The sequence below is a fragment of the Vibrio vulnificus CMCP6 genome (assembly GCF_000039765.1).
GTDB lineage: Bacteria > Pseudomonadota > Gammaproteobacteria > Enterobacterales > Vibrionaceae > Vibrio > Vibrio vulnificus_B.
In genome coordinates, this window is the sequence record NC_004459.3 from 2,496,152 (window position 1) to 2,522,443 (window position 26,292).

The window sequence follows — 26,292 nt, forward strand, 5'->3', positions numbered from 1 at the left end:
TTCCAGTTTTCGGTTTTTCAAGCTAAAACTCAATGTTAGTAAAATCGAATTTATGAGTTAATTCAGTTTTTTAGCTTCTGGTTTTGGTTTTCAACGCTAAGTCGAGTTAAGCTCTTGGTTTCGTAAACTTAACCCTTTGAGCCTTAAACATAACAAGGCGTTTAAGTGGGATTTGGCACGCGTGGCATTTTCAGTTTGCGTTGAGTTCGGTGGTTACGGCACTGTGCGGTAGCTTTTGTATTGCGTGCCTGCACCCCTTAACGCAGCGTTAGGTATTCAGAGGGAACTATGGAAAATTACAAATCCTTGATTGGTCATTTGCCTGTAGCAGACCATGCTATTGGCACAAAACTAGCTACTTGGGAAAAGTATCAAGAGAGCCACCCAGAAATCTGGAATACAATACAGTCTATATTTTCTGGTGAACTGGAGGTAAAACTATGCAGGCAAGACCTCAAAGACATCGCAGACACTCAGGATTACAACAAGTTAATAATAGCAACGATTCTATGGGGCTACTCATCGGGTATGAGAGGCAACAACTTCTCAAAGATTGTCAATAAATTGCCTGAAATAGCCTCTTTGTTAAAGTGTGCATCGCAAGGTATTGATGACTGGAAAATACACTACAACAAAGTAAAAGAAATTAGTGGGTTAGGTTTGTCTACATACTCAAAATTTCTCTATTTTGTTGGAGGTAAAATTGAGGGGCATGAGCCACTAATTTTGGACATACGTGTAATTGAAGCTATCAATACAGGTATTTATAAAGAGTTTGTTTGCATGAAGCGTATAACTTATACAAATGCCCCAAACCTTTATCCTGAGTATCTGAAAATTATGAACGACTTTGCACTATCTTCAGAGTGCACAGCAGCACAGGCAGAGATGTTTTTGTTTATGTTTGGGCAAAATCTAAAACAACATACTTAGTATCAAGTTTGAAGTGCGACACTTTTTACAGATGCGCATGAATATACTCCGTTGGTGTCCTATACCCAAGTCTTTTGCGTGGGCGCGTATTTAATTTGTGTGCAATTTCATTGCAGAGCTTCTGTGTTACGTGTGACATAGAAGTTCGTTTTGGTAAGTATTGTCGTATCAAACCATTGGTGTTTTCATTAGTCCCTCGCTCCCATGAATGGTATGGATTTGCAAAGTAAAACAGACAGTTATGATGTTTTTCCAGTTGTGCATAACCATGAAATTCAGTGCCGTTATCCGCAGTTATCGTCTTAAAAGGTAAGTCAGAGCGGGTCATGATTTTGCTCATTCTTACGTTGAGCGACTCGCTTGTTCTATCGTCCATTTGCCCTATAAAAGTGTAGCCAGTCATTCTGTCGACTAAAGTTACGATACAGTGCTTGGTTCCGCGGCCAACGACGGTATCAATTTCCCAATGGCCAGGCTCATTTCGATGCTCAGCTTTTGCAGGTCTTTCGGTAATATGACGCTTTGCTGCCAGCCGACCTCGGCTGTCTTTTGAGTTATATCTTTTGCGCCTTTTCTTGGTCGATTGGCGTAGATGTTTCCATAGTGTTCCACCGAGAGTTTTGTCGTTCCAAATATGCTGATAAATGAGCTCGTGGCTCATTGTTGGATAGCCTCTTACCCTTAGGTATCCGACGATTTGGTCAGGGCTCCAATCCAGTCGTAGCAAGGCTTCAGGTAACCTGAAGTCGATTTCGCTATAGCGCTTGTTTCTGCGCGAGCGGCTTAGCCGGTTGCGAGCCATCTGTTGGGCTCTCCATGCTTGATAGGAGAACCTTCTAAAGTGTCTGTTGTATCGGGAATTACGTTCAATTTCTCGATAGATAGTAGCTTTGTGACGACCTAGTTGTTTAGCTATTTTAGCGGTACTAATTCCTTGCTTTCTGAGCGCAGAAATCATATACCTTTCGTTCTCAGTGAGGTGCGTGTATCTCATGTTTTTTACTTCTTGGCGGGAGCAAACTTCATGATTATCGCATCTCACTGTTTTTATGTTCAGAGGTGTCGCACTTCGTACTTGAATCCAAGATACCTAACAAAGCATTTAAGAGTGATTCCCAACGCTTGGCATTTTTCATTCCATCGTTGGGTTTTGTGTTTAAGGTGGTATGGTCAAGTTTCGTGGTAGCGTTGCTCACACCTTAATGCGGCGTTATAAAGATTAGGAGACTTTCACGATAAATGGACTTAGTTGTTGAGTTACTAAAAAGTGGTGATTACTGGATTGCGATTGTTGTAGTGATCGTAACTATTGCTATAAATGCTCCTAGAGTAACCGAGTACTACTTCTTGCTTAGAAAAAATAGAATGGCTCAAATTTTATCTGCTTTACAAGAACCGAGTGTCTCGGAAGAACTAAAGACTCATTTAAAAAACGAGCTAGATATTGAGTGTTTTAAAGGTATTCATGGTACTCGTGTTAGTTTCCCAATGTTAAAAGCAGTTTATGTACTTAATGAAAGAGTTGGGGCGACGGTCTCTTTCAGACATGTTTTGAAAACAGTCCAACTTTTACCTGATATTTCAGGTGTAGAACTTTTGTCGTACCGGATCAGATTAAATATCCTAGATAAGGTTATTGCTTCTTATAATTTGGTGTTTGGATTGCTGATAGCTGGCTTTGGGTTCATAACATTTTTATTATCGATTTACTCCATTGTTACTGGATTTGAGCCAAGCCTTATTATTTCTGGTGTTATCTTCCTACCATTAGGCTTTTATATGCTCAATGATGGTAGTGCCTTGTTTTCTGTGTATCACATCAATAGAGCACTCAATGACTATGAAAAGGCAACTGAGAAAAAATCTTTATAACAAATTGTTCAAGAGTGATTCGGCACGCGTGGCATTTTTACTATGCGTTAGTTTTAGTGGTTAAGGTGGTATGCGGGAGCTTCGGTATTGCGTGCCTCACACCTTAACAAGGCGTTATGCTTAATCTCGTAAAATCAGTGGTTTAGTGTTTTTCTTTGTTCCCTCGGCTTGTTAGTTTCGAGTTCGTCGGCAAGTCAGCTTCATAGGGCGCTATTTTCTGGACATCAATTCTTTGGCGCTGGAAATTCAGAGGATTGCCTTAATCAGTTTTCGCGTAAGCGTGAGGTTAGGGCAGTTGGCTCATTCAGAACTTTGAACTTAGGTTTTTGAGTTTTAGTAGCCAAATTTCAAAGTCAGATTTTCAAAAATCATGAGTCATTTCAGTTTTTTAGGTTTTGCCTTTTGTTAACTAATCCTAGCCGAGTTAATCTTGGTTTTGGTAAAAATGTGGGCGTTGAAGCTTAAGCATAACAAAGCGTTAAAGTGGGATTTGGCACGCGTGGCATTTTTAGTTTGCGTTGAGTTCGGTGGTTACGGCACTATGCGGTAGCTTTTGTATTGCGTGCCTGCACCCCTTAACGCGGCGTTATATGCTTCCGTCAGTAGAAGGAATAGAACTTATGTCACTCTATGAGAAACGAAATAGCAATTCGCAGCAAGAAGACGCGATGTTAGTTGCTTCGGATTCTTGGTTTACAGTCAAATTTGCCCAGGAAGCAGCAAAGTCTTGGAAGCGTATTATCTTACTCTTCGTTGTTGCCATTCTATGTTTGTTTGCACCAGCATTGGGCCTTATTGTATCTGCAATTAATGCTTTGTTTTCGTAAATACATAGGGAATCGTCTGAAAGGTAGGTAAGTGCCACTTAAAGAAGTCGTATTTTCATATTCAAGTACGCATATAACAATAAATTTAAGCAGATTCGCAACGCTTGGCATTTTTGGTTTGAGTCAGCTTTTGTGTTTACGGCACAATGCTTTAGGTTAGTGGCAGCGTTGCTCACTACTTAATTTGGCGTTATGCTTAATCACCTAAAATCAGTGGTTTATGGTTTTTCTTTGTTCCCTCGGCTTGTTAGTTTCGAGTTTGTCGGCAAGTTGGCTTTTTTGAACGCTGCTTTTCGGACACTTATTCTGTGGCGCTGGAAATTCAGAGAATTGCCTCATTCAATTCTCGGGCAAGCGCGAGGTTGGGGCGGTGGCTCAATCAGAAATCCATTTCTAGGCTTTCAAACTTCAAACTAGATTTGCCAAAATTCCTAACCTGAATATCAAAACTATGATTCATTTCAGTTTTCTAAGTTTTGGCTTTTGTTTCTGAATCAAAGTCGAGTTAATCTTGTTCCCAGAAAAACGTAACCCATTGAAGCTTAAGCATAACAAAGCGTTTAAGTGGGATTTGGCACGCGTGGCATTTTCGGTTTGCGTTGGGTTCGGTGATTAAGTCGCTGTGCGGTAGCTTTTGTATTGCGTGCCTGCACCCCTTAACGCGGCGTTATATGCTTCCGTCAGTAGAAGGAATAGAACTTATGTCACTCTATGAGAAACGAAATAGCAATTCGCAGCAAGAAGACGCGATGTTAGTTGCTTCGGATTCTTGGTTTACAGTCAAATTTGCCCAGGAAGCAGCAAAGTCTTGGAAGCGTATTATCTTACTCTTCGTTGTTGTCATTCTATGTTTGTTTGCACCAGCATTGGGCCTTATTGTATCTGCAATTAATGCTTTGTTTTCGTAAATACATAGGGAATCGTCTGAAAGGTAGGTAAGTGCCACTTAAAGAAGTCGTATTTTCATATTCAAGTACGCATATAACAAGCAATTTAAGAGGGATTCACAACGCTTGGCACTTTTGCTTCTACTTCAGTTTTAGTGTTTATGGCACAATGCTTTAAGTTTAGGTGGAGGCGTTGTTCACCCCTTAATTGGGCGTTATATGCTTTCAAAATCTGTGAGCAAAAGGGAGTTTAAAATGATTCTAAATCATGTCTCAGTTGGTGTTTCAAATGTGCCATCTGCGGTGGTTTTTTACGATTCAGTTCTATCTGCTTTGTCCATAAAACGGGCTCATTACATTGAGAATGTCGCGGCTGCCTACGGCGAAAACTTTGAGTTTTGGGTAGGTTGCCCATGTGAAAATGCAGCTTCTTCAGGTAATGGAACTCACATTGCTTTCAACGCGCCAAACAAAGAAGCGGTTGACCAGTTTTATGCTACTGCATTAGAGCTTGGTGGCGAGTGTGCCGGTAAGCCTAGCTTGCGTCCAGAGTACGGTGAGACTTACTATGCAGCGTTTGTCCGCGATGTTGACGGTAACAAAATTGAAGCAGTCTTTATGTAGCCGAAGCTACGCATATAACAAGGCGTTCAAGTGGGATTCATGCCGCGTGGCATTTTTGGTATGCGGTTAGTTCATTTGTGAAAGTGGTCTGCGGAAGGTTGGTTTATGCGGCATTCACCCCTTAACGCTGGGATTGGTATGTATTACTCAGTAAACAGCAAAGAACAGAGAAGATATTTAATGTAATCTAAATCAATGCTTTAAATGTTGGTTGGTTGTTTGTTGTTGTTCATTTAAATGCCTGCGTATACAATAATTCTGCTACATAATCGCTACACAAGGAATCTGTGTCATGGCTATCAAGCAGAAAATCACCGCCAGCTCTATCAAAAATCTCACCATCGCAGACAAGCGATTGAACGACACTGAAATCAGCGGATTTCATGCGCGGATTTCGCCCAAAGGGGTGATCAAGTATTACCTCTACTATCGAATTCACGGTAAGCAGCGCAATTTCTTGCTCGGTTCAGCTAATGCTTTAACGCCAGCGCAAGCGCGAGACTTAGCCAAAGAAAAAGCAGGGCAAGTCGCGGCGGGGGAAGATGTGCAAGTCACTCGCCATGAAGCGAAAAAGCGAGAGCAGCGTAACAGCCTGACACTGAGTAAATTCCTTGAGGAACATTATTCCGCCTATCTCATGTCGATTAATGAAAAAACGGCGCAAAAGTCGTTGATGTGCATTCAAAGCAACTTCAAACATTTATCCACTAAGCCACTAGTTGAAATTACCGCTTGGGACATTCAGCAGTGGGTGGCCGAACGTAGCAAAGCAGGTCGCGCCCCTGCGACCATTTCCTATGCCTATAACCGCCTAAGAGCAGTGTTCAATCGTGCGGTGGAGTGGGGTTTTATCGATTCTCACTCTCTTGATAATGTAAAAATCCCTCGCATTGATAACAAGCGTATTCGTTACCTGTCGGTGAGTGAAGAGGCGGCATTACTGGAGAGCTTGAAAGCGCGTGATGCACGTTTAAAAGACGAAGCATTGCAAAGGTACGGTAAGCGCGCCCAAAGGCTGGTGTCACAGCGCTATGTGGATTTCTTAGAGCCGTTGATTGTACTGGCACTCAATACAGGTATGCGCAAAGGCGAAATGTTGTCGCTTAAGTGGTCACACATCAACATGGAAGACAGGTATTTGACCATTCGCTCTGAGAATGCCAAATCGAAAAACAAACGCACCATTCCACTCAATAACACGGTGTATACCATGTTACAGGCTTGGCATGAGCAAAATCCGGATACCGAATTGGTGTTTGAGCGAAATGGCAAACCGCTCGACTCTTATCAGTACCAGTGGGAGTCGTTACTCAAAGATGCGGGAATAGAGAATTTCCGTTTTCACGACTTGCGCCACCATTTCGCCAGTAAGTTGGTGATGAAAGAAGCGGATTTGAACGTGGTTCGTGAATTGTTGGGCCATGCGGATTTAAAAATGACGCTGCGCTATGCGCATCTGGCTCCTGAACATAAGGCCAGTGCGGTGAATCTCATCGGTTAAATGCGTGATGATTTTTAGAATGTTGCTCTATTGGATTGGGTATCTGTAGGGATTTTATTTAGAAACATTGTGAACATGATTTAGAAAAACGTCTGCAATCTGCAATCTATTTGGTTTTTTATGCTGACATAGCGCTTTTGGGAGTCCCCAAAAGGGTGTTTTGTGATTGGCTTAACAAATCGAAACACGCGATTCTAAATCCGATTTCAAATCCCTTTTTTAAACTGTGTAGTTTCAATGTCACTTCCTAAACAACAAAGTAGGTGACACACATATGAAAACACTTGATAAACGTGCATACACAGAGCAAGAAACCTCGATTTACATTGGCATGAGCCGTTCTTTCTTACGTCAAGCCCGTATGGAAGGGCAGCGTAAAAACCGTACTCTTGCACCACCGTTCATTAAAATTGGTCGTGCGGTTCGCTACCTCAAAGAAGACTTAGACGCATGGCTTGATAGCCAAACCAAACTTAACCACCTTTCTCAAGGAGGGTGGCTGCATGGTTAATTTAACACCGGAGCAAATCACGCTACTGAAATGGATGAGAGCAGGGCGCACCTTTGATGTGTGCTCGGATTACTGTCCCCATAATGGCGATGTGCAACCGAAATCCCTTTTACCGATACAGGTGCATCACAAAACCATCCATAAACTGATGAAAGAGGGGCTTATCCACTATACCCCACAACAGTTCAACGGTTTGCGTTGGGATGTCTTTTCCATCACTGAAAAAGGGAAGGGCATTCGATGAGCACACTCGACCTTTCTTGCATTGACCGTGACGACAGAGCCTTTGTTCAGCAAAGGCTTTTGCCATTTCCGGACGTCATTCAGCGTTTGCTACTTAAAGAATACCTGAGCTATCCGACCAAGTTTGAACGCAATACCTACCTTAGAGCCACGGTGGAGGCGATTGCGGCCAAGTTGTCGCTGCCGATTGGCAAAATCACGCTGAACGTCAGTGAAGAAGACTTGCGCGCAAAAGCCAAAACGAACGCTGCGGAAGTGTTGGAGCGCCGCCGCCGTTTTCGTAATGACGAACGCGCCTTGAGCGTGCTGCGTGAGTTTGTCGCCCAAAAAGGGTTAACGCCCTATGGCGGGCAATATTCACTTAGAGGTGAAGTAGCTCGACGCAAATGGTGGCTGCGAGGATTGCGCAAGGCGTTACGACGTAACATCGAACTGGTGTTGCATCACCTCAACCAAGTGAACAAACACAAAAGCCTCTATTGCTCGATGCCCACACTGATGGCAAGGCGTCAGCAGAAAGCCTATCAAAAGGCGTATCTCGAAAACACCATCGCCACCAATGAGCTAGGTCAGTCGTTCTCTTTACTGGAACTGTCACAAAAAGGCGTTTCCGACCCGACCATTCGCAAAGGCGAGCTGATGGTCAGAGCCAGAGGCTTTGAAGACCTAGCCAAAGAACTCGGTCATGTAGCAACCTTTCTCACTATTACTTGTCCGTCAAAGTACCATCGCAGTTATTCCACATCGGGACAGGTGAACCCCAAATGGGCAGGGCATACCCCGCTGGACGGGCAAACTTACCTTAATGACATCTGGAAACTGATGCGCTCAACACTCAATCGTTTGGGTGTGCGTTTCTACGGTTTTCGTGTAGCAGAGCCGCAACATGACGGCACACCGCACTGGCATTTGCTGCTGTTTGTCGAGCCCAAACACTATGACCTGATGGTGCAAACCATGCGTGATTACGCCATGCGCGAAGATGGAGAGGAAAAGGGCGCAACGGAGCACCGTTTTACCGAAGTCAAAATCGACCCCGCCAAAGGCAGCGCTACCGGATACATCGCCAAATACATCTCGAAAAACATTGATGGAAGTGATCTTGATTGTGGTGTCTATGGGGAAGACCCAAAGGACGCCGCCGCAAGAGTGGACGCATGGGCTTCATGTTGGGGTATCCGCCAGTTTCAACAGCTCGGCGGCTGCTCTGTGACGGTATGGCGAGAGCTGCGCCGCCTCAAAGAAATGCAAGATTTACCCGTAGTGGCAAAAGAGATTGTGGAAGCGGCAGATAAAGGCGACTGGAAGCGATTCACGCAGCGCATGGGCGGTGTGTTCAGTACACGCAAAGCGCAAGTGTTTAAGCCGCACTATGCGTTTTCAATCGACACGGAGACCGGCGTTATCAAAACCACGTTGTACTGTGCCAGTGAGCTGGTTAGAGCGTTGAAAGGGGTTGCCATTGAAGGGCGTGAAATCATCACTCGTCTGTTTAAGTGGCGCATCGAATCTAACATGCGTCACGCTTTTTAACTTGGAGTTCTGTGAATAACTGTATTCAATCAAAAATCAGACAATAGAGCTTAGAGGTATCGAAAAATAAGTAAAGTATCTAACCCGAATTATCGACTTGTTGTAGTATATTCAAAGAGTTTCTATCAAGTGTTATTGTGTATGCTTTAGTGGCGTTGGAGAAATGAACTAATGGGAAGCCAAAATCAGATTAAGTCCAAGTTATTGGAACTGGAAGGCGGAAAGTTTCAACGGCTCTGTGATGATTGGCTGCATAGGAAGGGGTATGAAAATATTAACCCAATCGGAATGATGGATACTACCAACAGGACAGTTAAAGGTACGCCTGACTGTTTGTTTATGCAGTCAAATGGAAAATATGTTTTTTTAGAGTATACAGTTCAGCAGGATCGTCTAGCGAATAAGCTAAGAAACGACATTGAAAAGTGCTTTGACGTAAGTAAAACGTGTATCCCAGTAGACAAAATCAGCGAAATAATCATATGCTACACGGGTAAATTATCAACGGAAGAAATCAACCAACTCCGAACTATTTGTTACGATAGAGGAGTAATGTTAACGCTTAATGGACTTGATTCAATTTCATTAAGTATTAAAAACTCCTATCCTGTCTTATCAGAAACTCATTTAGATTTACCTTTAGATACTGGTCAATTGTTGGGCCTTGACGATTTTGTAGAGAGGTACGGTAGAAGCAATTTTACAACGTCTATCGACAATGAACTGTTGTTCAGTGATGACTTGTTGAGTAGCGCGGTTAGAACAATGAAATCCTCAAAGTTCCTACTTGTGTCAGGAGCAGCAGGATTAGGAAAAACGTTATTTTCAGTCACTTTGGCAAGACGAATTCAGCAAGAGAATAAAAACACCAGTATCATTTGTGTTTTTGATAAAGGTGCAGACCTAACAAGAGATATCACTGCATACTTTAGCGAGCCTGGAGATTATTTGATTTTTGTTGATGATGCCAATAGATTAGATAATAGACTTGATTATATTCTTCATTATCTAACTGAAAAAGATGAAAGTAGAAGTTTTCGTATTATTGCTACGGTGAGAGATTATGCACGAACTTCTATTATAGAAAAGATTAGAAAATTTACAGTTTTTGATGAGCAAGTTATCAGGCCCTTAACTGATGAACAAATTAAAGAACTGACTGAAATATTGTTTGGAATTAAAAATGGAGAATATCAAAAAAGAATAAAAGAAATATCCTGTGGTAATCCAAGATTGGCAGTAATGGCATCAAAAGTTGCAATTGAGAAGAATCAAATACAATCCATTCAAAATGTCACTTCCTTGTATAGAGATTACTTTAGAGAAAATGAAAATGTAAAACTTATTATTGAAGATGAAAGGTTAATTCTTGCAGCATGCGCTATTTCATTTTTTAGAAAGATTGACAAACTCAATGAACAGCAAATGAGTTTGCTGGAGAACTCTTTCGGTGTTCAGGCTGAGGAGTTTTGGGAGCTTGTTGATATCTTACATAAAAATGAATTGGTAGATTTGTATGAAAATGAAGTGGTAAAAATATCCGACCAAGTTCTATCTACGTATCTTTTTTATATAGCTGTCTTTGAAAAGAAGATAATGCAATTTTCATCAATTGTTAAATATTTTTATCCAGACTACACCAGAACTATTGTTGACTCACTTAATCCCATCATAAGTGCATTTGATCAAAGAAAAGTTGTTGCAGGGATTAGAAGTGAGATCAAAGATATTTTTGAAGTTTTTTCTAAAAATGAGGAGATAGATAAATCAGTAGAATTCTTAAATACTTTTTGGTTTGCTCTACCAACTGAAGCATTAGTTTACTCATCAAAGATTATTAAAGGAATGCCGGAAGTTTGGATTGATTGGAAAAACGAATCTTATGAAGAGTCTAAGCACGAGGCAGGTAAGTCATCTATAATCAGCTTGTTAACAAGTTTTAGATTTTATAGTGAGCAAGAGTTTAAATTGTCTTTTGAGTTGCTGCTAGAATATCTTTCTAAAAACAGAACATCTTTGGGTTTTGTCGTGCGATTATTATCTGAGTGTTATAGCTTTAAGCCTGATGATTTTCGATATGGCTACTATGTACAATCGTTCATTGTAGACATGTTGATTGAAAAAATGGAAAACGGGGAAAACCACTTATTTAGTCGCCTTTTTATATTAATAGCTAATTATCTGCTAAAAGTCGAGCATCAGGATCACCAGTACTCTAGAGGGGATTCAATAAGTATTATTACCTTTAGATTAAACCCTGATGAATACTTACTCACTTTAAGAGAAAAAATTATATCAAACTTATCTGTTTTAATAGCTAAAGATGAGTTTAATTCTTTAGCCATTGAAGCATTTAAAAAATATGTAGATAGGGTAAGATATGAAGGGATTGATATGGCTGAGGCTGACCTTCCTTTCATTGAGAGATATCTAATTAAAAAATTAGATAAAGATAACTTAACTCACTGCATGATGATGCAAAACTATTGTGAGCACCTTAATTCTTTAGAGTTGAACTATCCCAAAGAGTGGAACGCTGATTTCTTCAATGAAACGCTTAAAATATCACGCTTAATTCTTGAAGACAGATATGAGCGGCGTATACTTGAAATGGGTTATGAGGAGTATAACCAGTATCGACATAAGGGGTTGGTCGAGTATTTTACTGGTATTTCTATGGCGGATTTCATTGACTTCATAAATAGGTGTAAAGAGTTGAATAATGCTCTATCGGGGAGAGATAGGGATTATTCTCTAAAAAATGGAATTGAAATGAGTCTTCATGCAATGGCTGAATCAGTACCAAAACTCTTTCCTGATATTGTACTCATGTATATGGATTATGATGATTATTTTGAAGTGAATCCTCATCTAATAATCATTGATCTATTTAATTCTCGATCGAAAAAAGATGTTTTCTTAATGCTAAACAGCAAAGAATATCGAAAGAGGAAATTATGGCTATCTGCCTATTTTGCATTATTACCAGAGAAGTACATTGTTGAAGATGATGCTAGATTATTAGTAGAGCATGTAAGGACTACACCAAGTAATGAATTGCAAGATTGGCTAAATTATTTGGATAAGTATGAGTCTGTTGATGATTCTATATATAGAAAGATTGTCAGATCTCTAACAGATAAATCCCGTGAAGATGCTTACTATGCAAGGCCGTTGGAGCACATTTTTAGTAAAAATTCCAGTATTTTTGGTAGGTGGTTTGAAATGTTCGAACCCGATGTGGAATTGGTTTTTGATGCATATCTAGCAGCTTACGTTTTAGGCAATTACTGGGATTATTCTGGCGACGCATTAAAACTTATCCTGGATAGGAAGTTTGAGTTTTTATATAGTTTGGTTGATAAGATATACGAAAAGGAAAGATGGCCATGCTTGCATACCAATATGCCTGAGTTGAATTTTTTGTGGGAAAGAGAAAACTATATTGAAGAGATTGAGGGCTACGCGAAGTATATTCATATAAAAAATGAGAAATCCTATAGGTATAAAGATAATATATTTGGCAAATTGTTTACTAAAGAAAATAGTAAAGCTGACTCAGAAGAGATGATTCAAAAAAAACATAATTTCTTTCGTAGAGTTATCACTAAGAATGCAACTGACATTACATTCATGTGCTTTCTATTTGACTCGGCCAACTACCTTAGCAAAGAAACAAGGAGGGAACTATTAGAGTTATTCCTTAAAGAAAATGATAAGTTCGAGGACTTTAAAATGTTAGATTGCGAACTAACTACTCGGATTTGGTCAGGTAGTCGAGTCCCCATCTTGGAACGAGAAAGGAATTTCCTTGAAAGTTTACTACCACTTTTTAACTCCATTCGGTTTCTTGAACATAAATCCTACGTAGAAAAACAAATTGAGTATAAGTTGAAGTCTATCGAGGATGAAAAGAAAAGAGATTATCTTGAGAGCAGATAATTAGGCATCTACTTAGGTTGTTGTTGAGTAGAAATAATATGTATATAGTGAGTGATTTTTGACTACACATACACATGTATATGGGTTTCTGATAAAGCTTTTCTACATTTAGCTATAGTTCAGTAGTTACTTTTTGCTAATTTTTAGATAAGAGATATTTAAAATCATTGATACACATTTGCTACATGACAATTTAATTTTAAACAATGTTTCTGGTGTAAGTGTAAGATTTAATTAAATTTAATGCATTTATGTTAACCCCTTAACGCGGCGTTAGCTTACACATTAGATTCAAAGGATGAAAATTGAAAATTAGAGAAGCTCAAGCATCAGATATAGATTCGCTTTTACGTCTAAATTATCAGATTGGAGTCATGCACTTTGAGAATGCACCAGAAGCATTTGTTGAACCATCGTTTGAAGAAAAAGAGTTTCTCCTTCGCACTATAAATGATCAATCAAATCTCTTTCTGGTTGCAGACGTTAATAGTGATGTTGTTGGTTTTTTGACTGCTACTGTTACTCAAAATGAAGCTATTCCATTCTTAGTTAAAACGCCTATTTGTCGTGTTAGCACAATCGTAGTCGATGAAAAAGCGAGAGTTTCAGGTATTGGTTCTCAGCTTATGGCTCATTGTAACGACTGGGCTAGATCTCAAGGTGCAGAGCAAATTAGACTTGAGGTAATGGCTTTCAATAAGCATGCGCAAAGCTTCTATGCGAAATTGGGTTTTCAAGAGCAGTCAAAAACAATGTGGAAAAATGTAAGCTAACAAGGCGTTTAAGAGGGATTCATGCCGCGTGGCATTTTTGGTTTGCAGTGATTTTTGTGGTGAAAGTGGTCTGCGGTAAGTTCGTTTAGGCGGCACTCACCCCTTAACGCGGCGTTATACTTAATCATGTAAAATCAGTGGTTTATGGTTTTCTTTGCTCCCTCGGCTGGTTGGTTTCGAGTTTTTCGGCAAGTTGGCTTCGGTGGGCGCTATTTTCGGGACACTTATTCTTTGGCGCTGGAAATTCAGAAGGTTGCCTCAATCAGTTTTCAGGTAAGTGCGAGGTTAAGGTGACTGGCTCAATCAGCAATTTGATCTTAGGTTTTTGAGTTTTAGCGGCCAAATTTCAAAGTCCGATGTTTAAAACTATGAGTCTTTTCGGTTTTTTACGTTTTGGCTTTTGTTTGTAAATCAAAGTCGAGTTAATCTTGGTTCTAGTAAAACTTAAACCATTGAAGCTTAAGCATAACAAGGCGTTCAAGCGGGATTCATGCCGCGTGGCATTTTTGGCATGCGGCAATTTTTTGTGGTGAAAGTGGTCTGCGGGAAGTTAGTTTGTGCGGCATTCACCCCTTAACGCGGCGTTAGTTTGCAAGAGGAAAAATGCAGCTATATCGCAAGATCTAGTGTAAAGGCTCAAAGTTGAAATTGTCGTATTGGCGTTCAATTTCAGTGTTAATTAGCGTGGTAAAAATCCAAAATTGGCATCGTTTCAAGGGTAAATTTGTTCTTTGGTGTTGTGAGTTTGGGGTCATTGAGTCGAACTTTTTTGCTGAAACTCTGCTCTGTGAGTTTGTTGGTACAAAAGCCGATTTACTTGCTGAAAGGATGCTTTCTCAGGTGTGGCAAGTTCACGTGGTTTCAGTGACTTTGTTGAAAGTCCGCATTGTGAGATTGGTTTTCTAAAAGCGCTTTTTGGTGTTGTGAGTTCGTTTTCTGCGGCGTTGTTTGTTCCACGTGGTTTCATTGACTAGCCGCTTTGAGACGAAGCCTGACTTAGGTGCATCAAAGCACATAAAGTTTATTGTTCGCAAAGTTTAAAACAACGTAAAATCAACCTTTTGGGTCTGCAAACTAACAAACTGCTCAAGAGGGATTCACAACGCGTGGCATTTTTACTATGCGTTGATTTTAGTGATTAAGGTGGTATGCGGCGGCTTTGGTATTGCGTTGCTCACCCCTTAGCAGGGCGTTATATTTTTTGGTGAAATATGTTTGATAGTATTGAAGTTTGTAGTACTTGGCAGTGCGTGAATAGTTTCTCATCGTGGTTCTCTGCTATTGTATCTCCAATAATTGCTTTTTTGTCTCTTTACATTTCGTTCAAGGCTTACACTTATGCAAAAGAAAAGATAAGCCTAAGATTGATGTAGACATGAATTACTGCTTTGTTAATGTTTCTAGTGGTGACGGTTTGGCTTTGGCTTTGAACGTTAAAAATACTGGATTGCGCAAAGTAACAATCAATTCATACGCGTGGAAATATAAGCTTCCAAGATCTTTACCAATCTCAATTTCGACCTTTCATATGCAAAATGAGCTAAACTCTTTATCCACCTCTTTGCCAGCAAAGTTAGAAGAGGGGGAAAAAGCAGTGTTTCTCAATAAATATGATGTGTTAAGTAGTGCAGGATTCCTAAATAATCATAATAAATTTATGGCGTGGCTTGCTGTACAACGTATGAAGGTCCAAATCGATTGCACAACCTTTGAGTATGAAATCCCATTGCCTAGACCTCAAAAACAGGATCTCTGGAGAGCTTACTTGGAAGCAAAAAAAATATAACAAATTGTTCAAGAGTGATTCGGCACGCGTGGCATTTTTACTATGCGTTAGTTTTAGTGGTTAAGGTGGTATGCGGGAGCTTCGGTATTGCGTGCCTCACACCTTAACAAGGCGTTAACTGGCGCAGAAAATACGAAAGCACATTGATACGGTTTCTAGGTTCGGAGGTTTAGCGTGTTCGGTCGGTTTCCTTAGCTGAGGTAATGCGACTAATTTCAGTTTGGTACTTAAGTTTACTGATGTGAAAGGCGGCATAAAGCCTTCTAATAATATAAGGCGTTCGCGATTAGTTCGGCGCACTTACATCGCCGAAGTATGGTGTTGTGAGACGCATTTCAAACTAAAGATCAACGGTATTTTTTTTGTTAAACACATATTTGAGTTAGCTTTGCTAATCATTAATTAGCAAAACGAGCTTTGGCGAAAGTGGCTGAAAAATCGGCGAAAACTGAAAGGCGCTCAGTTAACAAACTGTTCAAGAGGGATTCGCAACGCGTGGCATCTTCACTATGCGTTGGTTTAAGTGATTAAGGTGGTATGCGGCGGCATTGGTATTGCGTTGCTCACCCCTTAACAGGGCGTTATGTACTTTATTGGAATATTGAACTTTATGGATGATAGCTTAGCAACTTGGCGTCAATACTACGAAAAATCATTGTTACGCCCCCACAATTCGCGCACTGAAATCGCAATTGAGTTGAATCAGTCTGGACTGCAAACCGCTGTCGATTGCGGTTGTGGAACGGGAAGTGAGATAGCGTATCTAGAGCAGCAAGGTTATCAGGTGTATGGCTTTGATATTAACCCAGACTCTGTTGCGATATGTTCTGAAAGGTTTAGTTCCAAACCACTGGTTAAACTTTCAGAGTGTTCATTTGAGTCTTTCAAATATCCTTCTGCTGGTATAGTGATAGCAAACTCAAGTTTGTTCTTTGCTGACCCGCTAGAGTTTAAAAATACATGGCGTAAAATTGCCTCTTCTATTGCGGTTGGTGGTGTCTTTGTCGGTGATTTTATGGGGCCCAGAGATAGTTGGGCAACGAATTATCGTTTACCTACGGCGCCGTTGAGTAAAAAACAAGTTGAGCTCTTGTTTAAAGAGTTTGAAATAGTCAGTTTCAAAGAGCGTGATGAGCCTGGCGCAACAAGGATTGGATATCCTAAGCATTGGCATATCTTTTCAGTGATTGCCGTAAAACGTACATAACAAGGCGTTCAAGAGGGATTCATGCCGCGTGGCATTTTTAGTATGCGGTTAGTTTTAGTGGTGAAAGTGGTTTGCAGAAAGCTGGTTTAAGCGGCATTCACCCCTTAACGCAGCGTTATGCTTACAATCAAATTTTTATTAACTAAGGTTGTTTAACAATATGAAAAATATAGCAATACTGACACTATCTTCTCTAATGCTCTTTTCTTCTTACACTTTTGCTAGAGATGATATTGGCTCATATTCCATAGAAAACGCTCTGAGCTCAGAGGCCGCAAAAAACAAGCTAGGTACAGATGTAAAGTTTTACTTTGGAGAACAGAAATTTCCTAAAGTTGTGGCAGAGTTTGGCGAGTTCAAAACGAACAAAAAGACAAATGCATTTAATAAAACAGATGAAGAGGCGTGTAACTGGGTCTTTTTGTCGGCCATGATAGTACTGAAAGAAAGAGCAATCAAAGAAGGTGGTAACGCGGTCGTTGATATCAAATCCAACTACAAAAACAACCTAACTTCAAGCGTTGACACTTTTCAATGTGGTGCTGGGACAATGGTCGCTGGCGTTGCATTGACGGGTAAAGTCGTGAAGCTAAAGTAAGCATAACAAGGCGTTCAAGAGGGACTTGGCACGCGTGGCATTTTCAATTTGCGTCGGTTTTGGTGGTTAAGGTGTTATGCGGTCACTTTTGTATTGCGTGCCTGCGCCCCTTAACGCGGCGTTATGCTTAATCAAATAAAATCAGTGGTTTATGGTTTTTCTTTGCTCCCTTAGCTTTTCTGTTTGGTGCTTGTCGGTAAGTTGACTTCATTGGGCGCTGTTTTTCGGACACTTATTCTTTGGCGTTGGAAGTTCAGAGAATTGCCTCAATCAATTCTCGGGCAAGCGCGAGGTTAGGGCAGTTGGCTCAATCAGAACTTTGAACTTAGGTTTTTGAGTTTAAGCAGCCAAATTTTAAAGTCTGATTTTCAAAACTATGAGTCATTTCGGTTTTCTGTGTTTTGGCTTTTGTGTGTAAATCAAAGTCGAGTTAATCTTGGTTCTATTAAAACGTAACCCATTGAAGCTTAAGCATAACAAGGCGTTCAAGAGGGATTCATGCCGCGTGGCATTTTTGGTATGCGGTGAGTTTTGGTGGTGAAGGTGGTCTGCGGAAAGTTGGTTTAGGCGGCACTCACCCCTTAACGCAGCGTTATGCTTAATCACGTAAAATCAGTGGTTTATGGTTTTCTTTGTTCCCTCGGCTACTTGGTTTCGAGTTTGTCGGCAAGTTAGCTTCATTGGGCGCTCTTTTCTGGACACTCATTCTTTGGCGCTGAAAATTCAGAGAATTGCCTCAATCAATTTTCGGGTAAGCACGAGGTTAGGGCAGTTGGCTCAATCAGAACTTTGAACTTAGGTTTTTGAGTTTTAGCAGCCAAATTTCCAAGCCTGATTTTCAAAAATTATGAGTCATTTCGGTTTTCTACATTTTGGCTTTTGTTTGTAAATCAAAGTCGAGTTAATCTTGTTTCCAGAAAAACGTAACCCATTGAAGCTTAAGCATAACAAGGCGTTCAAGAGGGATTCATGCCGCGTGGCATTTTTGGTATGCGGCGAGTTTTGGTGGTGAAAGTGGTCTGCGGAAAGTTGGTTTAGGCGGCACTCACCCCTTAACGCGGCGTTATGCTTAATCACCTAAAATCAGTGGTTTATGGTTTTTCTTTGTTCCCTCGGCTTGTTAGTTTCGAGTTTGTCGGCAAGTTGGCTTTTTTGAACGCTGCTTTTCGGACACTTATTCTGTGGCGCTGGAAATTCAGAGAATTGCCTCATTCAATTCTCGGGCAAGCGCGAGGTTGGGGCGGTGGCTCAATCAGAAATCCATTTCTAGGCTTTCAAACTTCAAACTAGATTTGCCAAAATTCCTAACCTGAATATCAAAACTATGATTCATTTCAGTTTTCTAAGTTTTGGCTTTTGTTTCTGAATCAAAGTCGAGTTAATCTTGTTCCCAGAAAAACGTAACCCATTGAAGCTTAAGCATAACAAAGCGTTTAAGTGGGATTTGGCACGCGTGGCATTTTCGGTTTGCGTTGGGTTCGGTGATTAAGTCGCTGTGCGGTAGCTTTTGTATTGCGTGCCTGCACCCCTTAACGCGGCGTTATATTTTTAATCAATTTTCGAGTCGAAATCATGGATGAAAGAAGTAGAGTTTACCTGGAACAATATCTGAACTCTTTACCTGATGAGGTCGCTTCCAAATACACTTCGTTCAGCTCAGACTATTTCTGTGCAGATGAACACAATGCTAATCTCTGTGCCGAGTTAATCCTTCGTGGTGAAAAGCGTGCATCATGCAGCTTAGACTATTGGTACAGTGAAAAAGGCGAGCCAATGCCGGTTGTTGGACACCTTCAAGTCGTGACAAATTGGGATGGTATACCGATTTGTATTATAGAAATGACGTCTGTAACCAAGCAAAAATACAGCGAAGTAACACCGGAGTTCGCTGCTTTAGAAGGTGAGGGTGACAAGACTCTGGCTTGGTGGCGAGAGGCGCATTGGAACTTCTTCTCAAAAGAGTGCGTAGTGTTAGGAATATCACCGTCGGAAGATATGTTGCTGGTACTAGAGCAGTTCAAAGTAGTGTGCAAATAAAAATATAACAAGGCGTTCAAGAGGGATTCATGCCGCGTGGCATTTGTGGTAAACAGTGAGTTTTAGTGGTGAAAGTGGTCTGCGGAAGGTTGGTCTAGGCGGCATTCACCCCTTAACGCAGCGTTATGTTTAATCACGTAAAATCAGTTGTTTGCACTCTTTTTTGTTCACGTAGCTTTCAAGTTTTTCCCTTGTCGGCAAGCTAACTTCAGTGGTCGCTGTTTTCTGGACTCCTATTCGCGGGCGCGAAAAATTCGGAGAACTGCCTCATTGAAGTCCAGTGTGTTGGCGAGGAGAGTGAGGTGTTCTCAATTCCAAAGTTAGAGTTCCAGTTTTCGGTTTTTCACGCTAAAACTCAATGTTAGTAAAATCAAATTTATGAGTTAATTCAGTTTTTTAGCTTCTGGTTTTGGTTTTCAACGGTAAGTCGAGTTAAGCTCTTGGTATCGTAAAACTTAATCCTTTGAGTCTTAAACATAACAAGGCGTTCAAGAGGGATTCATGCCGCGTGGCATTTTTGGTATGCGGTGAGTTTTGATGGTGAAAGTGGTCTGCGGAAAGCTGGTTTATGCGGCATTCACCCCTTAACGCAGCGTTAGTTGCTAGAAGATAAATTCGTATCAAAGGAGAAGCAAAGTGGTACATGCTTACGGCGCTGAGGAAACAAAAGCGTTCTGTTGTAACTGCAAAAAAGTTACGGTTCATAAGTATGAGAGCTTTTCAAAAACAGAACCTAAAACTGAAGCAAGAGGTTTCTTTTCTGGGTTATTTGCTGCAATAGCAAGTGCTTTGATGGAAGGTGAGCCAACAGGTGATTATAAATGTAAGGTTTGTGGCACCAACCTTAGCACGCCAGACTACTTGGACTAAGTTCTTTGGCAAACATCAGCTGCGCAACTAACAAGGCGTTCAAGTGGGATTCATGCCGCGTGGCATTTTTGGTATGCGGTTGGTTTTGGTGGTGAAAGTGGTTTGCGGGAAGTTGGTTTGTGCGGCATTCACCCCTTAACGCGGCGTTATGCGCTAATTGGAAAAATGACAGGAGTTAACAATGAATCAGCATGAAAAGCTCAATTATGTAGAATTTGCAGCGAAAGACTTGGAGTCAACGAAGGCATTCTTTTCAAAGGTTTTTGGCTGGAGCTTTGTTGACTATGGGCCTGAATACGCAGCTTTTTCAAATGAAGGTTTAGATGGTGGTTTTTTCAAATCTGAGCATTCTAGTCGTACTGAAAATGGTGGCGCACTCTTAGTTTTCTTTAGTTCAGATATTGAAAGCACATTGGATAAAGTTGTGAAAAATGGCGGCGATATCATCCGTCCAATCTTTGAGTTTCCTGGTGGTTGTCGTTTTCATTTTGTAGAGCCAGGTGGCAATGAATTTGCTGTTTGGTCTGAAGCACGCGCATAACAAGGCGTTCAAGAGGGATTCATGCCGCGTGGCATTTTTGGTATGCAGTGGTTTTTGGTGTTGAAAGTGGTCTGCGGAAAGTTGGTTTATGCGGCATTCACCCCTTAACGCAGCGTTATGTGAATGGAGCTCATCTTGAAAATATCAGTCGTCAAAAGTGGTGAAATTGAGGCGTATGAAGCGTCACTTAATGCACATCTAAACTCAGTTTTTGGTCAAGATTCTACAGTTAATTTTAACCAAGAATTCGTTTGTGCAGTTCTCATTGAAGACGATAGTCAGATTGTTGCTACCGGTTTTGCTTATAGCCGGTTAATGTCACAGGGCTCCATCAACTTCAAAGCAGGCATAGTTGGCGGTATAGCGGTTGCAGCAAATAAGCGTGGTCTGGGTTTAGCCAAGGTTATCGTAAAAGAACTGGATAAATACTTGGTGTCTTTTGGTGTAACTCATTCTTTTCTCTTCGCTTATGAGCCAGATGTATATCGAAGTTCAGGGTATTCAGAGTTAGTTTGTCCTATTCATTACTACGATATGCAGCAGAAAAATTGGAACGAGTTTGTCTACCGTGGAGGCATGGTTAAAGCTTACAATGTTGGTCACGCTCTAAGCAATCAAGTTATTGAGTTTAATGGTTGTGTGTATTGAGCGCGCTGGAAAAATTCACATAACAAGGCGTTCAAGAGGGATTCATGCCGCTTGGCATTTTTGGTATGCGGTGAGTTTTGGTGGTGAAAGTGATCTGCGGAAAGTTGGTTTGAGCGGCACTCACCCCTTAACGCAGCGTTATGTGCTAGGGAAAGAAATCAGGTTTGGTGATGAAAAGAATTAATGTAATAGGTACAAGTGGTAGTGGTAAAAGTACTTTCAGTCGCCAACTTGCTAGCAAGCTTAAATACCCATATTTGGAAATGGATGCGATATTTTGGAAGCCAAATTGGCAAGAGTCTACAGATGAAGAGTTCTACGCAAATCTAACTGAGAGTCTAAGTGGCGAACATTGGGTGCTTGATGGTAACTATAGCCGGACAGCCGAAATCAAATGGGCTAGGGCTGACACCATCATTTGGGTGGACTATTCCTTTTCTAGGACGTTATTTCAAGCTGTGAAACGAGCGTTAACTCGTATTGTGACTAAACAGGAACTGTGGGGTAAAACGGGCAATGTTGAGTCATTCAAAAAGTCGTTTCTTAGCAAAGATTCGATTATTCTCTGGACATTGAAAACGTATAAAACAAATCGTATTCGTTATACAGAGTTACTTAATGACCCGAGGTATAGCCACATAAAGTTCGTTAGAGTAACTAGCCCGAAAAAGGCTAGGGTGTTCATCGATGAGCTGCGCACATAACAAGGCGTTTAAGAGGGATTCATGCCGCGTGGCATTTTTGGTATGCAGTGAGTTTTTGTGGTGAAAGTGGTCTGCGGAAAGCTGTTTTAGGCGGCACTCACCCCTTAACGCAGCGTTATGTGCTAAGTGTGCAAACATTCCTTTACTAATAAATTAAAGGGGCTTTAGGCAGAGGTATTGTGGGAAAATTAATTGATATTGTCTGTTAATTGCGCTTGCATATGGTGATTAATGTCACATTTCTGAATTAAAAAAGAGCTAGATTTTAGTCTGTTTTTTGATGATTTTTTCATCTATCAATTTGTTTTAGGTGAAAAAAAACCTCAGAACAGACGCTGATTTTTGTTTAGAGTACCACCTTGTTGTCTAAATACCAAGTTAGTTATTTCCCGAGTTATGTAGCTATATAACGCCCTATTAAGGGGTCGTTGTGCTCGATCGTTTTTCTGTCCATTGGTTCCTGCGTAGTTGACCAAAAGGGATGTTTTCACTAATTTTGAAACCGAGATTAGAGCTTTAGTAAGGAATTGATATGAAAGGTAATGTTGACAGTGAGAGGCGTCGTTTGATTGAGAAAAGCATCAAACTAAACCCAACCCAGCAGGGATCGGATTGCTACTTGAGGAACATTTCTTTAAGCGCATTGATCAAATCCACTTTGGTTGGGGTAGCCGCTATTATTTGGGCTTTATCGCATTTCTAGGTTTTCTAGCTAGGCAAGTGTAGATAGCACATAACAAAGCATTTAAGAGTGATTCCCAACGCTTGGCATTTTCAGTTCAAGGTTGGGTTTCGTGTTTAAGGCGCAATGGTTCAGGTTTGGTGGTAGCGTTGCTCACACCTTAATGCGGCGTTAGCTGTTTTCGTCAAGTTTAGTAATTTAGTTAAAGGATAAATATGTACAACTTAATAATTGGGTATACAGGACCGAGTGAGAGCGAGAATGAAGTTATTGTTTCTGCTTCAAGGTTTCTCGAATACACTGACTCTGAAACGCAAATGCGATACAGAAACTTGAACGCAGATAATGTCCGAGAGCTAAAAGACTTCCCTGCACTATTTTTGCAAGAACATTGCCCTGATGGAGCTTTTGTAGCCAACATCACTAATATCACTCGTTCATATAGAGATTATAAAATTACGTTTGAAAGAGATGATAGCTATGGTGTAATCCCGAAAGAAACAATAGAAGACTTGGCTATTGAGTTAGGCATCGAGGAATTTGAGTTCTATCGAACGCATTGGGCAGTCAAAAGCTCAAACTTGGCAAATATCTTAAGTCCCATCGAAACTCCAGTCCGTCCTACTTCACCAGTTGAATTCGAAGCTGAAAACCTACCGCCAGAGGACGGTTCTAGTTTTAATAAGAACCAAGTATTCATAGTGCATGGGCATGACGAACACGCCAAGAACGATGTTAAAGCATACGTTGAATCTAAAGGTTTAGAGCCAATAATTCTTCATCTACAGGCTAGTGGTGGAAGAACTATCATTGAGAAGATTGACCACTATAGTAATGTTGGATTTGGTATCGTTCTTTATACTGAATGTGACCTAGGAGCTAAAAGGGATACTTTGAGCTTTAAATGGAGAGCTCGTCAAAACGTAGTTTTTGAACATGGCTACCTCATTGCAAAACTATCGAGAGAAAGAGTGGCAGCCTTAGTTAAAGGTTCTGTTGAAACCCCAAATGATATTAGTGGGGTTGTTTACGTTTCTATGGATGCTGCGGGAACGTGGAAAGATGAGTTAGATGCAGAGTTACGCAACGCTGGGTATGAGATTCCAAACAGCTAACAAACTGTTTAAGAGTGATTCGCAACGCGTGGCATTTTTACTATGCGTTGCGTTTAGTGTTTAAGGCGATATGCGGCGGCTTCGGTATTGCGTTGCTCACACCTTAACAGGGCGTTATGTGTTCTTCCAACACCAGCGTATCTACTGGTGTTGGAGCCTAGAAAGACAGCGTCAGTTCTAGATCATAGGGCCTCTGGGGCAGCCAATTGAAATTACTTCCCCGTAGCTTGTTGTGGGCGTGAATATCATGGCTAAATCAAAGGGTAGAAAAACAACATCTGTAGCTAAATTTATTGGTACTGCCACTAACGATAAAGGGCTTAAAGCGTAGTCGACCGCTGTTCCCCGAAAGAAGCAAGGCAGACGGACTACTGACAATGCCGTTCCGGAAAATGGTTTGCCATAACCTCCGTAACCATGTGCATCCATCGATGAGCAACCAGACGTTAAAGTAACAAGTAGTAATGATAGTACTATTTTTAAACTGAATTTCATTTACCTAGACCTTAGCTAACGTTTTATTAATGAATGAATATCAGATAACTTTATAGCTAGCGCTAATCGTTTTCTAATGATTGGTTGTTTTTGAATCAAAAAATGTGCTATTGACGAAGAAATACTAATTTTCATAGAGTTAGCAAACACATAACAAGGCGTTTAAGCGGGATTCATGCCGCGTGGCATTTTTAGTATGCGGTGAGTTTTGGTGGTGAAAGTAGTGTGCGGAAAGTTGGTTTATGCGGCATTCACCCCTTAACGCAGCGTTATAAGCCTTAATTGGATAATGGTAAATATGGAAACAGAGAGACTTAAACTACTACCTCCTTCAATGGAGTATCAACCTTTGATGCTCGAAGCGATATTGGAAAGCCAAGACGAACTTGGTGTCTACCTTCCGTGGGTTCCATATGCTTTAACAGAAGCTGGTTCCATTGAAACTACGCAACAAGCTATCAATAACTTTGAGAATTTTGAAGGTGAGTTACGCTATTCAATCATAGAAAAAAGTACAGGGCACTTTCTTGGTGCAATAGGGTTAATCATCCGTGATAAAACGGTTCCGTACTTTGAAATTGGTTATTGGTTACGTAGTTCAAGTGTTGGTAATGGTTTCATTTCTGAAGCAGTGAAAGCACTAGAGTCATATGCGTTTAATGAGCTTAACGCTAACCGAGTTGAAATTAAAGCAGCCGAACACAACTTGAAAAGTCGAGCGGTAGCTGAGCGTTGCGGGTATGTTTTTGAAGGTATTTTACGTAATAACCGAAGGTTGCCGTCAGGCGATTTGAGTAGCACGGCAGTTTATTCGAAAACAGGCACTTAGTATCAAGTTTGAAGTGCGACACTTTTTACAGGTGCGCATGAATATACTCCGTTGGTGTCCTATACCCAAGTCTTTTGCGTGGGCGCGTATTTAATTTGTGTGCAATTTCATTGCAGAGCTTCTGTGTTACGTGTGACATAGAAGTTCGTTTTGGTAAGTATTGTCGTATCAAACCATTGGTGTTTTCATTAGTCCCTCGCTCCCATGAATGGTATGGATTTGCAAAGTAAAACAGACAGTTATGATGTTTTTCCAGTTGTGCATAACCATGAAATTCAGTGCCGTTATCCGCAGTTATCGTCTTAAAAGGTAAGTCAGAGCGGGTCATGATTTTGCTCATTCTTACGTTGAGCGACTCGCTTGTTCTATCGTCCATTTGCCCTATAAAAGTGTAGCCAGTCATTCTGTCGACTAAAGTTACGATACAGTGCTTGGTTCCGCGGCCAACGACGGTATCAATTTCCCAATGGCCAGGCTCATTTCGATGCTCAGCTTTTGCAGGTCTTTCGGTAATATGACGCTTTGCTGCCAGCCGACCTCGGCTGTCTTTTGAGTTATATCTTTTGCGCCTTTTCTTGGTCGATTGGCGTAGATGTTTCCATAGTGTTCCACCGAGAGTTTTGTCGTTCCAAATATGCTGATAAATGAGCTCGTGGCTCATTGTTGGATAGCCTCTTACCCTTAGGTATCCGACGATTTGGTCAGGGCTCCAATCCAGTCGTAGCAAGGCTTCAGGTAACCTGAAGTCGATTTCGCTATAGCGCTTGTTTCTGCGCGAGCGGCTTAGCCGGTTGCGAGCCATCTGTTGGGCTCTCCATGCTTGATAGGAGAACCTTCTAAAGTGTCTGTTGTATCGGGAATTACGTTCAATTTCTCGATAGATAGTAGCTTTGTGACGACCTAGTTGTTTAGCTATTTTAGCGGTACTAATTCCTTGCTTTCTGAGCGCAGAAATCATATACCTTTCGTTCTCAGTGAGGTGCGTGTATCTCATGTTTTTTACTTCTTGGCGGGAGCAAACTTCATGATTATCGCATCTCACTGTTTTTATGTTCAGAGGTGTCGCACTTCGTACTTGAATCCAAGGCATATAACAAGGCGTTTAAGGCGGATTCACAACGCTTGGCGATTTCA

The 26,292-nt window shown here is 41.0% G+C and carries 24 protein-coding genes and 1 pseudogene; 23 read left to right on the forward strand and 2 right to left on the reverse strand.

All coding sequences use genetic code 11. The features are described from left to right. The first annotated feature begins 288 nt into the window (after window positions 1–288). Window positions 289–933, forward strand: a complete 645-nt coding sequence (locus VV1_RS11645; protein WP_011080316.1) for an 8-oxoguanine DNA glycosylase OGG fold protein — start codon at window positions 289–291, stop codon at window positions 931–933. Window positions 934–958: 25 nt separating this feature from the next. Here the strand turns inward: VV1_RS11645 and VV1_RS11650 are convergent, their stop codons facing one another. After that, window positions 959–1,927 (reverse strand): IS30-like element ISVa6 family transposase, encoded by a 969-nt coding sequence (locus tag VV1_RS11650; RefSeq protein ID WP_011080312.1) that lies wholly within the window; start codon window positions 1,925–1,927, stop codon window positions 959–961. 245 nt (window positions 1,928–2,172) lie between these two features. Between VV1_RS11650 and VV1_RS11655 the strand changes: the two genes are divergently transcribed. From VV1_RS11655 to VV1_RS11755, 22 genes and pseudogenes are all read left to right on the forward strand, one after another. After that, window positions 2,173–2,805, forward strand: coding sequence for a hypothetical protein (locus VV1_RS11655; RefSeq protein ID WP_011080317.1), 633 nt, complete (start codon window positions 2,173–2,175; stop codon window positions 2,803–2,805). A gap of 620 nt (window positions 2,806–3,425) precedes the next feature. Next, entirely contained in the window at window positions 3,426–3,632 is a 207-nt protein-coding gene (locus VV1_RS11660; protein WP_011080318.1) for a hypothetical protein, read from the forward strand. 701 nt (window positions 3,633–4,333) lie between these two features. Then, entirely contained in the window at window positions 4,334–4,540 is a 207-nt protein-coding gene (locus tag VV1_RS11665; protein ID WP_043921007.1) for a hypothetical protein, read from the forward strand. Between the two features lie 234 nt (window positions 4,541–4,774). Then, the gene (locus VV1_RS11670; RefSeq protein WP_011080320.1) at window positions 4,775–5,143 is read left to right on the forward strand and encodes a VOC family protein; all 369 of its coding nucleotides are present in this window, start codon (window positions 4,775–4,777) and stop codon (window positions 5,141–5,143) included. Window positions 5,144–5,435: 292 nt separating this feature from the next. After that, a complete protein-coding gene (locus VV1_RS11675) occupies window positions 5,436–6,644 on the forward strand; it encodes a site-specific integrase (protein WP_011080321.1) in 1,209 nt (402 codons plus the stop codon). A 274-nt stretch (window positions 6,645–6,918) separates the two neighbouring features. After that, window positions 6,919–7,155, forward strand: a complete 237-nt coding sequence (locus VV1_RS11680; RefSeq protein WP_011080322.1) for a helix-turn-helix transcriptional regulator — start codon at window positions 6,919–6,921, stop codon at window positions 7,153–7,155. Further along, on the forward strand, window positions 7,148–7,399 hold the full coding sequence (locus VV1_RS11685; protein ID WP_011080323.1) for a hypothetical protein: 252 nt from the start codon (window positions 7,148–7,150) through the stop codon (window positions 7,397–7,399). The genes VV1_RS11680 and VV1_RS11685 overlap by 8 nt, the downstream gene beginning before the upstream one ends. After that, the gene (locus tag VV1_RS11690; protein ID WP_011080324.1) at window positions 7,396–8,931 is read left to right on the forward strand and encodes a replication endonuclease; all 1,536 of its coding nucleotides are present in this window, start codon (window positions 7,396–7,398) and stop codon (window positions 8,929–8,931) included. Before VV1_RS11685 ends, VV1_RS11690 begins: the two co-directional genes overlap by 4 nt. A 171-nt stretch (window positions 8,932–9,102) precedes the next feature. Beyond that, window positions 9,103–12,873 carry a DNA replication protein gene (locus VV1_RS11695; protein ID WP_011080325.1) on the forward strand — a complete coding sequence of 1,257 codons (3,771 nt, stop codon included), beginning with the start codon at window positions 9,103–9,105 and terminating at the stop codon, window positions 12,871–12,873. Window positions 12,874–13,178: 305 nt separating this feature from the next. Further along, on the forward strand, window positions 13,179–13,646 hold the full coding sequence (locus tag VV1_RS11700) for a GNAT family N-acetyltransferase (protein WP_021276192.1): 468 nt from the start codon (window positions 13,179–13,181) through the stop codon (window positions 13,644–13,646). Window positions 13,647–15,021: 1,375 nt separating this feature from the next. Continuing rightward, a complete protein-coding gene (locus VV1_RS11705; RefSeq protein ID WP_043921008.1) occupies window positions 15,022–15,432 on the forward strand; it encodes a hypothetical protein in 411 nt (136 codons plus the stop codon). A 610-nt stretch (window positions 15,433–16,042) separates the two neighbouring features. After that, window positions 16,043–16,639, forward strand: coding sequence for a class I SAM-dependent methyltransferase (locus VV1_RS11710; RefSeq protein ID WP_011080328.1), 597 nt, complete (start codon window positions 16,043–16,045; stop codon window positions 16,637–16,639). 160 nt (window positions 16,640–16,799) lie between these two features. After that, the gene (locus VV1_RS11715; RefSeq protein ID WP_039470159.1) at window positions 16,800–17,237 is read left to right on the forward strand and encodes a hypothetical protein; all 438 of its coding nucleotides are present in this window, start codon (window positions 16,800–16,802) and stop codon (window positions 17,235–17,237) included. A 594-nt stretch (window positions 17,238–17,831) separates the two neighbouring features. After that, window positions 17,832–18,044 (forward strand): annotated as a pseudogene (locus VV1_RS25535) (hypothetical protein). A gap of 765 nt (window positions 18,045–18,809) precedes the next feature. Further along, complete coding sequence (locus VV1_RS11720; protein WP_043921009.1) at window positions 18,810–19,274, forward strand: ASCH domain-containing protein; 465 nt, start codon at window positions 18,810–18,812, stop codon at window positions 19,272–19,274. 636 nt (window positions 19,275–19,910) lie between these two features. Beyond that, complete coding sequence (locus tag VV1_RS11725) at window positions 19,911–20,144, forward strand: hypothetical protein (protein WP_043921010.1); 234 nt, start codon at window positions 19,911–19,913, stop codon at window positions 20,142–20,144. Window positions 20,145–20,325: 181 nt separating this feature from the next. Beyond that, entirely contained in the window at window positions 20,326–20,685 is a 360-nt protein-coding gene (locus VV1_RS11730; protein WP_011080330.1) for a VOC family protein, read from the forward strand. A 135-nt stretch (window positions 20,686–20,820) separates the two neighbouring features. Next, a complete protein-coding gene (locus tag VV1_RS11735) occupies window positions 20,821–21,333 on the forward strand; it encodes a GNAT family N-acetyltransferase (protein WP_031791505.1) in 513 nt (170 codons plus the stop codon). Between the two features lie 170 nt (window positions 21,334–21,503). Then, on the forward strand, window positions 21,504–22,037 hold the full coding sequence (locus tag VV1_RS11745) for a P-loop NTPase family protein (RefSeq protein ID WP_011080332.1): 534 nt from the start codon (window positions 21,504–21,506) through the stop codon (window positions 22,035–22,037). A 532-nt stretch (window positions 22,038–22,569) separates the two neighbouring features. Next, entirely contained in the window at window positions 22,570–22,740 is a 171-nt protein-coding gene (locus VV1_RS24840; RefSeq protein ID WP_005500224.1) for a hypothetical protein, read from the forward strand. A 194-nt stretch (window positions 22,741–22,934) separates the two neighbouring features. Then, complete coding sequence (locus tag VV1_RS11750) at window positions 22,935–23,834, forward strand: TIR domain-containing protein (RefSeq protein ID WP_011080333.1); 900 nt, start codon at window positions 22,935–22,937, stop codon at window positions 23,832–23,834. Window positions 23,835–24,627: 793 nt separating this feature from the next. Further along, entirely contained in the window at window positions 24,628–25,158 is a 531-nt protein-coding gene (locus VV1_RS11755) for a GNAT family N-acetyltransferase (protein ID WP_011080335.1), read from the forward strand. A 25-nt stretch (window positions 25,159–25,183) separates the two neighbouring features. Here the strand turns inward: VV1_RS11755 and VV1_RS11760 are convergent, their stop codons facing one another. Beyond that, entirely contained in the window at window positions 25,184–26,152 is a 969-nt protein-coding gene (locus tag VV1_RS11760; protein WP_011080312.1) for an IS30-like element ISVa6 family transposase, read from the reverse strand. Window positions 26,153–26,292 lie beyond the last annotated feature (140 nt).